The sequence below is a fragment of the Sediminicola sp. YIK13 genome (assembly GCF_001430825.1).
GTDB lineage: Bacteria > Bacteroidota > Bacteroidia > Flavobacteriales > Flavobacteriaceae > Sediminicola.
In genome coordinates, this window is sequence record NZ_CP010535.1 from 2,667,490 (window position 1) to 2,680,537 (window position 13,048).

14 protein-coding genes are annotated in these 13,048 nt (G+C 30.8%); all 14 read right to left on the reverse strand.

Annotation, left to right across the window (positions count from 1 at the left end):
* Positions 1–83: 83 nt before the first annotated feature.
* Positions 84–1,070, reverse strand: a complete 987-nt coding sequence (locus tag SB49_RS11915) for a UDP-glucuronic acid decarboxylase family protein (RefSeq protein ID WP_062056882.1) — start codon at positions 1,068–1,070, stop codon at positions 84–86.
* Positions 1,071–1,173: 103 nt separating this feature from the next.
* The gene (locus SB49_RS11920) at positions 1,174–2,526 is read right to left on the reverse strand and encodes an undecaprenyl-phosphate glucose phosphotransferase (protein ID WP_062056884.1); all 1,353 of its coding nucleotides are present in this window, start codon (positions 2,524–2,526) and stop codon (positions 1,174–1,176) included.
* Positions 2,527–2,601: 75 nt separating this feature from the next.
* Entirely contained in the window at positions 2,602–3,717 is a 1,116-nt protein-coding gene (locus SB49_RS11925; protein WP_062056887.1) for a glycosyltransferase, read from the reverse strand.
* 330 nt (positions 3,718–4,047) lie between these two features.
* The gene (locus tag SB49_RS11930; protein ID WP_062056889.1) at positions 4,048–5,253 is read right to left on the reverse strand and encodes an O-antigen ligase family protein; all 1,206 of its coding nucleotides are present in this window, start codon (positions 5,251–5,253) and stop codon (positions 4,048–4,050) included.
* Positions 5,240–6,520: a hypothetical protein gene (locus SB49_RS11935; protein WP_062056891.1), complete on the reverse strand. Its 1,281-nt coding sequence runs from the start codon at positions 6,518–6,520 to the stop codon at positions 5,240–5,242. Before SB49_RS11935 ends, SB49_RS11930 begins: the two co-directional genes overlap by 14 nt.
* Complete coding sequence (locus tag SB49_RS11940) at positions 6,520–7,602, reverse strand: glycosyltransferase (protein WP_162254209.1); 1,083 nt, start codon at positions 7,600–7,602, stop codon at positions 6,520–6,522. Before SB49_RS11940 ends, SB49_RS11935 begins: the two co-directional genes overlap by 1 nt.
* A gap of 47 nt (positions 7,603–7,649) precedes the next feature.
* Positions 7,650–8,873 carry a hypothetical protein gene (locus SB49_RS11945; RefSeq protein WP_062056895.1) on the reverse strand — a complete coding sequence of 408 codons (1,224 nt, stop codon included), beginning with the start codon at positions 8,871–8,873 and terminating at the stop codon, positions 7,650–7,652.
* On the reverse strand, positions 8,864–9,655 hold the full coding sequence (locus SB49_RS11950) for a hypothetical protein (RefSeq protein ID WP_145758390.1): 792 nt from the start codon (positions 9,653–9,655) through the stop codon (positions 8,864–8,866). The genes SB49_RS11945 and SB49_RS11950 overlap by 10 nt, the downstream gene beginning before the upstream one ends.
* 3 nt (positions 9,656–9,658) lie before the next feature.
* The gene (locus SB49_RS11955; protein ID WP_200960633.1) at positions 9,659–10,399 is read right to left on the reverse strand and encodes a glycosyltransferase family 2 protein; all 741 of its coding nucleotides are present in this window, start codon (positions 10,397–10,399) and stop codon (positions 9,659–9,661) included.
* On the reverse strand, positions 10,389–10,721 hold the full coding sequence (locus SB49_RS11960; protein ID WP_062056899.1) for a hypothetical protein: 333 nt from the start codon (positions 10,719–10,721) through the stop codon (positions 10,389–10,391). Before SB49_RS11960 ends, SB49_RS11955 begins: the two co-directional genes overlap by 11 nt.
* A gap of 6 nt (positions 10,722–10,727) precedes the next feature.
* Positions 10,728–11,072 (reverse strand): nuclear transport factor 2 family protein, encoded by a 345-nt coding sequence (locus tag SB49_RS11965; RefSeq protein ID WP_062056901.1) that lies wholly within the window; start codon positions 11,070–11,072, stop codon positions 10,728–10,730.
* Complete coding sequence (locus SB49_RS11970) at positions 11,059–11,790, reverse strand: glycosyltransferase family 2 protein (RefSeq protein WP_082591109.1); 732 nt, start codon at positions 11,788–11,790, stop codon at positions 11,059–11,061. Before SB49_RS11970 ends, SB49_RS11965 begins: the two co-directional genes overlap by 14 nt.
* Entirely contained in the window at positions 11,777–12,412 is a 636-nt protein-coding gene (locus SB49_RS11975) for an HAD family hydrolase (RefSeq protein ID WP_062056903.1), read from the reverse strand. The genes SB49_RS11970 and SB49_RS11975 overlap by 14 nt, the downstream gene beginning before the upstream one ends.
* The gene (locus SB49_RS11980) at positions 12,405–13,034 is read right to left on the reverse strand and encodes a hypothetical protein (protein ID WP_062056904.1); all 630 of its coding nucleotides are present in this window, start codon (positions 13,032–13,034) and stop codon (positions 12,405–12,407) included. The genes SB49_RS11975 and SB49_RS11980 overlap by 8 nt, the downstream gene beginning before the upstream one ends.
* Positions 13,035–13,048: the final 14 nt, after the last annotated feature.

A 13,048-nucleotide genomic window follows, 5' to 3' on the forward strand; every position in this document is an offset into this window, starting at 1 on the left:
AGTTTTGGGCAAAAATACAGATTGAGGTTGAAAATCATGTTATTCCTTGAAATAATAACAAATTGAATTTTATTAAACTCTTTCTAATTTTTATTTCTATCCGCAAAGTCGCGGTGTTCCGTTTTTACCAATTCCTCTTGAGAAAGGGACTTAAAATAATCATAGGTTTTCTTCATCCCCTCTGCTCTACCTACCTTGGGTTCCCATCCCAAAATCTCCTTGGCTTTGGAAATATCCGGTTGTCTTTGCATAGGGTCATCCTTTGGCAACGGTTTGTAAATAACCTTTTGATCTGTTCCGGTTAATTTTATGATCTCTTCAGCAAAGTCTCTAATGGTTATTTCATGGGGATTTCCAATATTTACCGGATCTGTATAATCACTCATTAGCAAACGATAGATACCTTCAACCTCGTCATCGACATAACAAAATGATCTAGTCTGAGAACCGTCCCCAAAGACCGTAAGATCCTCCCCACGTAAGGCTTGTCCCATAAAAGCTGGAATAACACGCCCGTCATTAAGTCGCATTCTAGGCCCATAAGTATTGAAGATTCGCACGATACGGGTATCTACTCCGTGGAAGCGGTGGTAGGCCATTGTAATCGACTCCTGAAAGCGTTTGGCTTCATCGTAGACCCCTCTTGGCCCTATGGTGTTGACATTGCCGTAGTATTCTTCGGTCTGTGGATGTACCAATGGGTCTCCATAAATCTCCGAAGTGGAAGCAATAAGGATTCTGGCCCCTTTATCCTTTGCAAGCCCCAATAAGTTGTGTGTTCCCAAAGCCCCTACTTTTAAGGTTTGGATTGGAATTTTCAAATAATCGATCGGACTTGCGGGCGATGCAAAATGAAGAATATAATCCAGTTTTCCGGGAACATGAACAAACTTGGTTACATCATGATGATAAAACTCAAATTGTTCCAAATGAAAGAGATGGTCAATGTTTTTAAGATCTCCCGTAATGAGGTTATCCATGGCGATGACATGAAAGCCCTCTTTGATAAAACGATCACATAAGTGTGAACCTAGAAACCCTGCTGCCCCTGTAATTAAAACTCTTTTCATTCTTTATGTTTTTGCTTACTCCTATAAAAGTTTCGAAAATACTATAATAAACTTCATGGTGGGATTATACAAGATTAACAGCCAAAATAAAGGATTACTTGTATTAATATGCCTTCTCCTCCCCTTTGATGGCATTTAACACGGTTTGGAATACTATTTTAATATCCAGGAAGAGGGACCAGTTTTCTATATAGAAGATGTCAAATTTAATCCGGTTTAAAATATCCGCCTCGGCCTCTATTTCTCCTCTATAACCGCGAATTTGCGCCAATCCTGTTATACCGGGCTTCACAAAATGCCTCAACATATACTTATCTACCTTGTTGGCATACTCATTAGTATGTTTTACCATATGGGGCCTTGGGCCTACAACCGACATTGTGCCAAAGAACACATTATAAAACTGTGGTAATTCATCAATGCTGGTTCGTCTTATGAAGCGCCCTACTTTTGTTATCCGCATATCATTTTTACTGGCCTGAAAACGATCCGCATCTTGGTTAGGGGCCATAGATCGAAATTTATAACAATAGAACTCCTTGTTGTCTATTCCGTTTCTTTTTTGCCTAAAGAAAATAGGGCCTTTAGATTCAAGCGATATAATGATGGCCAATAATGGTGTCAGCCACGACAACAAGCCAAGGATCACAATTATAGCAAAAATAATATCGAACGAACGTTTTACAAATGAGTTAATGGGGTTATGAAGGGGTATATCCCTTAACGATAAAACAGGGATATAATCATAATATTCAAACTTCAATTTCTTCGCGAAGATGTTCTTGTTGTCCGGAATAAATTTTAAGGTCTTTAAATTGTTATCCGCAAAATTGATAAACTCATTTATTTCACTGTTCTTTAATTCCGAAATAGAGCAATAGATTTCATCGATTTGTTTAATTAGGATATAATCAAACGTTTTTTGGATATCAAAACCCCTGTCCTTTGGGCAAAACTGCTTTACAAAATGATACCCAAATTCTGCCCTATTGTTGAATACATCTATTAGTTGTTCCGTTTTTTTGTTTTTTCCAATGACCACAACATTCCTAAGATTTCCTTTTACGCGTTCCCTATATTTCATTAATAGCACATAGTTCAAAAACTTTAAAGCTGAGATTGATAAACCTACAAGTAAAAAATATTGGCCCAAAACAAACCGACTGATGTTGGGTTGTTTAAAAAATCCTATAAAAGCATAAAGGGTTAAGAAAAAGAATAAAAATTGAGAAAATAACAATTTTAGAATGTAGGTTACCTTGGTATACCTATACACCTCATAAAATTCATTTTTAAATGAAATGATCACCCAGATTATGGAAATGTAGGTGTGGAAAAGAATTGGTGTTAAAAAATTAATAGGCAGATAATAGGCAAACAGATTGATGACCAACAAATCCACCGCATAGGATATGGGATTAATAAAACCTGAATAGCGATGTTGGTTGGAAAACATTATATGGATTGGAAATTTATTCTAAACGCAAATATAATATTATAAAAATGATAAATTATAGCCTAACAAAATTCCTTATTTAAGCTTTTTAAATTTGGAATATTCTAATTCCACATAATTTTTCATTTCTAGTTCAAACCGTTTCTTTGAAAATTTCTCAACACTTTCTCGAATTACTTCGGGTTCAAAATTTAAACTTTCAAAATATATTACTGCTTCTTTTATAGAATTGACAGATTGCCGACCAAAATGAACGCCTGAAATTCCATGCTTAACAGTCTCCAATAGCCCCCCTTTCCCAAATCCAATCACTGGAGTTCCGCATGCCTGTGCTTCCACAGGGACAATTCCAAAATCTTCCTCCGCTGCAAAAACAAATGCCTTGGCTGATTGCATGTAGCGCTTTAGTATTTCATCTGAAACAAAACCCAAAAATTCAATATTGTCTTTTGCAATTTTTTTTATTTTCTCAAAATCAGGACCTTTCCCAGCAACCACCAATTTTTTATCCGGCATTTCATTAAAAGCTTTTACAATTAGATCAATTTTCTTATACGGAACCATTCTAGAAGCAGTAAAATAGAAATCTTCTTTATTTCTTTCTAGCTTAAAAGATTCTGTGTCCACTGGCGGATAAATCACCTTTGCCTTTCTGCGATATACCTTAAATATTCTTCTTGCAATAAATTCAGAGTTTGCCACAAAATGATCAACTCGATTTGAACTAATTATATCCCAATTACGCATCTTATGTAGAACATACTTGGCATACATCCCTTTGAATCCTCTATTTAACCCTGCCTCATTTAAATATTGATGATATAAATCCCAAGAATACCTCATAGGTGAATGGCAATAACAAATATGCAATTGATCATGATGTGTAATAACGCCTTTTGCAATGGAAGAAGAGGAACTTAAAATAAATTCATATTCCTCCAAATTAAATTGTTCAATAGCATAAGGGAATATTTGAAGAAACTTTCGGTGATTGGATTTTGCTGTTGGTAATTCTTGAATAAAACTAGTTTTGACCTTTTGCCCATTCAAAATATTAGCCCTGTCTTTTACCGATAAAAAATCTACTAATGCATAATGTTCGAAGTCTGGCCATATATCGTTAAAAGATTGTATGACCTTTTCTGCTCCTCCGTTTGTATAATACCAATCATGCACCAATGCTTTTTTCATTTTTTTAGATTTATTCTATAAGAAGAGACAATATTTTATTAATTAACACAATCTCTATAATGGAGAATTATATTAGTTTGTTAAAGATACTAACTACCCTACACAATTTTATATTCTTTAATTTAATGTCTTTAATAAAACGCTGTGAATTCAAGTTTTTCACTATTCATAATAGTCATAAATCCAAGTAGTTCTTTAAATTGCAGCAAAGTATTTAATTGACAATTTTTTTGTTCGTATTGACCCTAAAAAATTCTTTCAGAATTAACTAGGGTTTAACCAATATTATTACCATTTCACTCATTAATAAATTAACATATAATTCGTGAGTTATTTATCTTTATTTTTGAGGTTATTAGCCCTTACTGCTAAAATTAATATTGAAAATATTGTCGTGATTAATATTTTCCCCTGAAATCTAGAGAAAACGGATTCAACAAACTGGCTCAAGAACACCAACAAACTAAAGCATATTAAGGCTAAATTAACATAATTCAACTTTTTAATTAATCTTAAAGGATAGAGAATAATTAGTAAAATTGATATTAGCCCAATAAGGCCAAAATCCAGGTATTCCTTAAGATATTGATTATGAATATCAAATTTATTATATTTTAACCGTGGGTCTTTCTCATAATTGGTATCGAGATATATTTTCAAACTCTTTTCGCCATTCGTAATTCCTTCTCCAAACACAAAATAATTATCCTCAATTATTTCATAAGCACTTTTCCATAAAAAAAATCGCTCGTCAGAATTATTTTTCAAGTTATAAAGCTTAGACTTCAAGTAAGGTGATTGATAAAAAGTTAAAGCCATTACCATTGTTAGAATCAAAGAAATTATTAAAATTTTAATTTTGGAAAGTTTTAAACTTTTAAAACAGAAATACGAAATAAAAAATAAATAAATTAAAATATTAATTACAAGAGAAGACCTCCCTGCCAAGTAAAATAAATTAAGATTAAAAACTATTTGGAATATGATATTAATTTTATATTTAAGATTACTTAGGTTGGAAAGAAGAAGAATATTGCCCACAACTAAATAATAACTCCAATATGAGGGATGAATTTCCATTAAATGTGGATATTTCCATTGGAGATAATTAGAATCCATCGTGGAAATGAATTTCATATTGCTATAGTAAAAGTGTTCTAGCATCAAACAGGAAACGATACTAATTAGAATCAAACCAATCAAATAAACATTAATTAGAGTCTTAAATTGCTTTACATTATATACAAAAATGAATATAAGTATAGGTAATACCAACACCATGATTTGCTTTTCAAGTTGTTTGATGGATTGGCTATAGTCTTCTGAAAGAATAAAGAAAAATAGGTAAATAATAACGTATAACACAAAAGGAAAACAATCATAAAAATGATTAAAGTCTACTTTTCTTTTTTGAATGATGACAATAACGGAATATATAAACAGTAAGCCAAGGGCATATCCCCCTAATTTAATGTCCAGTAATGAAACATTAAGTGTTATACCTAAAAGGACAGGGAATAAATTAGTTAACTTCAAGGTTAGTAAATTTCTGCGTTAGAACATAAACTAGCCCTAATTGTGATATCATGAGTTCAGCTAATATTGACGAGCCAGTTCCATTTGTAATCATCAATCCTATTACATAAAACAAAAATAATGGTCCCAAAAAATTTTTTTTAGAAAGAAAATAGATAGTAAAGCAAAAAAATAGTAGCCCTAAAATAAAAGATAATATTCCACCATAGGCCAGTGTTGTTATATAAAAACTTTCCGGTACACTCACATGACTTAATTCTGATCCCATAATTGTCTCTTGGGTAGATAATATATTTTCAAACCTTGTTCTGTTGTATCCTATACCAAAAATAAGTGAGGAGATATGTGTGAAAGCATATCCAAAGTAAAGGGTCCATGTATTGAAGCGATATGAAACATTGTTGTCAACCTTCCCTCTTTCAGAAAGTGAATTTAACATATGTTCAATTTTGTTTAGCAAAACAAATTCTGGCTGCCATACAATCAAAACGACTGAAATTACTCCGAGTAATCCAACAAATAAATAGAAGGCCTTTCTATTTACTTTCAATTTAGTTAAACTGTACATTGCCGTAAAAGCAATAGTCACAAATAATAGTAATATTGTTTCTCTTGAGGTTAAAAAAGAAATATTAACCAAAATTAATACAATCAAAAACTTTCCCTTTTTATAAAAAGATTTTTTTAATTGATATACCGAAAGGATGAATAACAATACTAGATAAGTACCATAAATACCGTGATTTCCGCCAGATCGATAAAAATTACCCGTGGATATGTCAAAAACTATATTCCCCAATCCCGTGGGCATATATTCTGCATGCCAAGTCGTAAATGAAACAAATTCCTGCCAAGACATTCCCAATATAGAAAACCAATAGGCATACAAGATTAAAGAAATACATATAACCCATTTACCTATTACCAAGATTTTAAAAAAAACAATTTCTTTAATTAAATCAGACGTTAGTAATAAAAATATACTATATGCATATAATAAATATTTAAACGTTTTAATTAGCCCTATAATGTCAAAAACAAAAAATAAAGAAATTAAGCTACTTAAAACAATTACAAATAATGATAAGTTAAGGCAAATATAAGGGAGGGAATATAACGGAGTTTTCTTTTTTATATTATCAACAGATATAAATATCACTAACAACAAGATAAATGGCTCTTGAGGTAAAATCCTGAAACCTTCGAATAATTCAATTTTGAAGAAAAAAGGTATACTTATTAAAAGTGATAATAGCCATTTATACATTACAAAAGGGATTCGTATAAAAATTCATGATTGGTAATCATTTTTTCAACAGTAAAACGATCTTCAAATAATTCTAAGGATTTCCTTCCGAAAATTTCTCTTAAATCTTCATTAATGTAAATTTCCTTGATAGCCTTGGCTGCTAATTCTTCATCGTTTGAAGGGAAAACAAATCCATTTAAACCATCTATACACACCTCATTGTTTCCGACAACATCGGTTGCTACAATTGGTAAACCAACAGAGCACGCTTCAATCAATGCAAAAGGTAAGCCTTCCCACCTAGATGTAGAAAGATATAATTTGCTAATTGAAAAATATCTTTGAATATCAATATGACTTTTAAAGCCCACAAAATCAATATTAGTCAAACCCTCTTCTGTTGCCTTTTGATTCAATCGCTCTTTATCCTCACCATCTCCAATCCAAATAAATTTAAAATCTGAAATATCCTTCAAAATATATGCAATCTTGTACATTGAATCCATGTTTTTGGACACATCAAATCGTGATAACGTAACAATTATAAATTGATTTCCATAAAGTTCCTTTAATTTTGAATCTTCATTTTTGGACATTGAACTTATCCCATTATAGATATGAATAGATTTTTCCTTTGTCAAAACACCATTTGACAAACAATTATTTTGCTCGCCTATAGAAACGTTTATAACCTTATCCGTAAGTGTTAACATTAATCTTTCATACAAAAAATACATCCGTTTTTGAATAAAATTATACTTGAAAATATGAAATCCTCTATAAGCAAACACTATAGTTATTTGTGGACAAAATAATTTAACGAGTCTACCATACAGTCCTGCCCCCTTTCCATTTGCCTGAACTAATTCAATTTTATTTTTTTTTAGATATCTAACTAGATTTAATAGTGCTCTTGGGGAGAATTTACGATGTGGTAGTAACAAAATACCATTTACTCTTATATTGTCCTTCCATTTTTGGTAATATGGCTTATCTTCTGGACAAGCTATATGAACTTCAAAATTATTGGAAATATTGTTTATCATTAAATCCATATAATTTGGAGCACCACCGTAGTCTGCTCTTACTGTAATATGCATTATCCGCTTTTTCATTTTTTTTTGTTGAGAATTAAAAATCATATTTCTTAAAAGAAATTCCTATAGCTTATTATATTGTAGAATAGAAACACTAATAATGTAGAAATTAAAATACCAATTATACCAAAAGGAAACACGAAAGAAAATAAATAATTAAATATAATATTTGCTATAAATCCAAAAAGAGCAATAATCAAGAGTTTATTTACCATATTTTTTCTATAGTAGAACCTATAAAAAAGATCCCAAATCATATAAAATGGGACGATAATAATTCCTATATAGATGATTTGCTTTAACAAATTATAGTCCTCGATATTGAAAAGTTTAACTATATTTTTCTCAAATAGTTGTACTGTTATTACCAATAATATAGTTGCCAAAATAAAAAAAGGTGTAAGCTTTTTTATTGTTGAAAGGAATATCTTGTTTATTTTTTTTACGCTATTTAATTTATTGATTTGCACAAAAAAGTTGGATTTGATATCTAAAGATTGTCTTATAATAAGGGGAGCTTTCAGTCCATACACGTAATATGTAATGCTACCATCACCTAATAGTGACAAAAAATATTTATCCGTTATATCTATTAATGCAATGATCAATAAAATAATAAACACCTTAAAGAACATTTGAAATGATAATTTTTCATTGAAATAGTGTACCCTGCCTATTCTAAATGTCTTCAAAAAAAATTTAGAGAATATTGCGAAAAAAACAATAGTTTCAGAAATTAAAATGGATAGGGAAATAGCTATAAAAGAGTTCAATGATAAATTAGGAATCCACTCGATAAAGGAAATAAGTAATAAAATATCGAAGATTGATATAAGCAAATAATATAATAGTACCCTGGTATTTTTAGAATTATATCTAAATATTAGTAAAAAATAATTCGAATTAATATTCATTATTGCCCATAAAGACAAAATGCACAAGTGAATAAAGATAGATCCAAAGCCAAAGGAAAAGTAACCTATAGTAATTACGGCTGATGAAAGAATAATGGCTAATTTAGTTAATAGTATGTTAAAGCGCTTAACGAAAGATAAATTATCCTTGAACTTGTTAATTTCGGATGAATATACAATTTCAAATAAAATACTCACTATTGCTACAACTCCAATTATGGATTTGGCAAAGAAGAAATCATCCAATATTTCCTTAGTTTCAAAAAAATAAAGCAGATAGGCTGCTCTAAATAAAACCATAAAGGTTGTGATAATCTTTACAAAAATCTCTTTAGTTATAAAATCCACTTTTATAGCCATCTTGTAAGAAAGTAATCTTTACCGTATGTTAAAATTCTTTGATGCTTATTAACTATATCATCCTCTTTCAATTTACCCAAGGCAATATAGTGATTACTGTGTCCATATTTTTTCAATAAAGAAGGTAGTTCATCAAAAATATTACCAAAACTATTTAACATATATTCACTTGAGCCAATGAAAAAGAAGTCCTGAAGCCCTTCTTTGTCGTATGGATACCCTATTTTAATTTGACTAACCCCTTCCTTATTATTGAATTCCTTATATTCAAATCCTTCTAAAGTTCTGTTTTTAAAACGAAGACCTAACCAATCCCCTGAATAAAAACTTGATGAATCTAGTTGAAATACGTCAAATGGACTAAGTAGTGCCATATCGAATCTTGTGATAATTATTAAATCATAGTTTATCCCTGATTGTTTTACAAGGTTACAGGCTTTTTGAAAACTATACCATCTAGAATAGATATTATTCATTCTTTTGTATTCAAAAGTTTTCCCTATAAGTTTTTTGACACTTTCCTTAATGAGCGTATAAAATGATACGTTTTTTATGTCCTTTGAAACTTCAAACGAGTATCCTTTTGGTTTCATATACGATACTATTTCTTCTTGGAATTCGTAGGACCAGCTATGTAGAAAAATATCAAATTTGCAATTGGGATTATGTTCTATGAGATTTCTTTTTATCAAATCGAACTCTTGACGATAACCAACCTCTAAACCACCATCTTTGAAGTTTTCACCTTTAGCTATTCCATGATAACATAGTGCAATTCTCACCACCTAATAATTTAAAGGGTTACTATGTAAGAACTTGTTTAAATCCTCTGGTGTACCGATGCCATGCATATACTCATGGTCTATATTATGTACAACAATTTTTTTTCCATCTTTAATGGCATAATTATAAACAGGACAGGTATAAAATTCATTGTTGGATCTATCATTTTCAATAATCATATCAATTGCATAATTCACATAATCCCGTCCTTTTTTGAAATAATATAAGCCTACAGTTGCATATTCCGAAATGGCTTCTTTTTCTTTTACCTTAGTAACATATCCTTCTGTATCAAGCTGTGCAAAAGACCATTTTGGATCCCTCTCTTTATCAATAAAAGTTAAAATAGAGCCGTTTGCCTCTTTCTTGTCGCATTCAGTAATATAATTTTCTAAACTAAATTGAACTATTTGATCTGAGTTGGCTAGTAACAATGGTTGATCATTATTAATGTGTTTTCTTGCATAAAGTATTGTGCAGGCTGCTCCTTCTGTTAATTTCTCAATTGGGATAAAAACAACATTAAATTTTTCTTTAATATCATTAATCAAAGTAGATTCCATTTCTAAATGTTCCTTCCTTAAGATCAAAATAAATTTAGCATTCTTAAAGGCTAAATTTTCCATTACACGGACAATCATGGGCTTGCCCATAACATCTATAAACGGCTTTGGCTTCAGGTAGCCCTGCTTTGAAAATCTGCTACCCGCACCTGCCATGGGAATTACAATATTAATGCTCATATTTTCCTAAATATTTATCATTATTAACTCCTGGTATTTTAACAACAGTGGTAACAGTATCTTCCAATACTTTGAAATCAGTTGACTCATTGGGCTGAATAACAATAATATCCCCTTTGTTATATTCAATATTATTCATTAAAACCTTACCAGAAATAATTGTGGTAATTTCAGTTGCTATTTTGTGATAATGTGTTTCTTCATAATCACCTTGTTTATATTCTTTGACACCTACTTCCACTTCAGAAGTTTGGTAAACGGTGGGCTCAAAATTCCCAACAAACCATCCTTTTACCATTGAATTTAAATTTCTCTTTGTCATATTAAGCTACTTCGGTATATCTAGATATGCTCGTAATTGTTTAATTTTATATTGCTCCCAGTCCAAAATATCAACACCTTTTAATATTACGTCATCTAAAGTGAGTACAAATTCGATTATAGTTGTGTTTCTTTCTTGAAAAATGTTCTTGGCTTTAAAAGATAAATTTTCCGATCCATTAAAAATTTCCAATATTTTTATTAGTGCATTATCCCTTCCTACCACTTTTTGGACTACAGGGTCCTCTAGGATAAACCCTTCGGTTAACAAAGCTTTTAATGAATTAATGTCTTTATTATCAAATGCCTGTATGTATTCCTCGGTTAAGTTCTTCAGATTATCTAGATTCATAGGTTTTTATTTTTTGTGGGGAGTAAAAAGAAAAATATCGATCGTTATCTATTTTATATGCGCCTAATTTTTTGTTTTGTAAAACAAGTTCGTTAAGACAAGGAGCTATATAGTATAATCCATTAACATTAGCATCCTTTTCTATCATTCTCATAGCTGATTCTATAAAAAGATATCCATCTTTAAAATAATAAAATCCTGCAATCGCAGATTTGCTAATTGGTCTCTTTTCTGCGGTTTCTATGATATTGTCATTTTCATCCAAGCGAACATAAGACCATCGTGGATGGACTGATTCAAATGTAGCTACACCACAGTCAAATATGTTGTTTTGAAAAAAATCAATAATATCATTATAATTTTCCTCGATTACCTGATCACCATTACAAATAATTAGCTGCCTGTCTTTATCAAGATAATCAATCGCCATTAAAGCACTACATGCTGCCCCTTTCGTTTCATTGTCCAATTTCACTATTTCACAATTATCTTCTGTTAAAAGTCTTAATACATTGTCTATATGGTACTTTTTACAGTCTTCATTGTTAACAATGAAGATAAACTTGTTTATATGAGTAAGTTTCAAAAGTCTTTCTATAACCAATTGAATCATAGGTGTGGAATCCACATCAATCAAAGGTTTAGGAAATGGATAACTCTTATCATCAAAAAACAGACTTTTTCCCGCCAATGGTATTAATATATCAATTTTGCTCATTCTCAATTTGTATTATGTGCTTTTTAATATTCATAAAATAGACATCTTCTACAGTTTCCACTTGCATAACATGTGCTCCACTTGCTTTTGCCGCCTTAATTCCATTTTCATTATCTTCAACAATCAAACATTCCTCAGGCTTTAATTTTAATCTAGAAATAGCCTTGATATACATTTCAGGGTCTGGTTTTCCATTAAGCACATCTTGGTTGGATATAAAAAATTCTAGATATTGATTCAAAGAAGCTCTTTCCATCATAACTTTTACAGTATTCCTAACAGAATTGGAACAAACAGCCATTTTATAGTTTTCAGATTTAAGTTTTGCCAAAGCATACTCATGGTAAAAAACTGGTTTGCATTGAGCATGTACGATTTCCATTGTATATGATTGCTTCATATTATTTATAAAATCATGAAGTTTCTTTGGTAATCCATTTTCTACAGAGAGCATTTCTAGTTTTTTTTTAGTGGGCAATCCATCATAGGTCACCAAATGATCGTATCTGCTAATTTCCAATCCAAAAAGAGCTAATGCTTTATTCAAAGCTTCATAATGCCACTCCTTTGCGTCTATCAAAACGCCATCCATATCAAAAATAACGGCTTTAATTTTATTCATGAAAATATTTTTTTGCTTTTAAAGGCATATCTGTGCAGATATGAATATTTAAACTATTATTAATATTGAAATTCTTTCTATAAAGACTCCATTCCTTATCCCAACTTCTTTTATGTAATTCAGGAGAAACAATACAAACTTGCTTGTTATTTTTAAGATGATTTTGAATTATTCTAGCACTTATCCAGTTTTTCTTAAACTCATCCAACCAAACACCATTGGCTTGATCGTAAAAAGACGGCTTGACTTCATATTCACTTTCTCTTGTGAAAAAATTCAATCCTCTTTTCATGTAACCTACGGTGTCAGGAATTGACATGTCAAAAACAAAATAATTACTTATACCAAATTTAATAATTAACTCCTCAAGTTGCTGCTGCAATCCATCTGCCTTAATGTTCAGAGCTAATGGCAGGTTATTATCATACTGATTATATAATTGAAAAAAATCTTCAACCAACATACTATGATCATTGGCAATATCATGAGATATTACAAGTTTACCTTTAAAATCTCTTATATCTGTTTCCGTTCCAAATCCAGATGAAAAAGATCTTACGAAGGATGCTATGGTATTTTTTTCAGATTCAATTTCCCACCAACCCCTGTGTGATAAAATCATTAGCCTAATTTTTA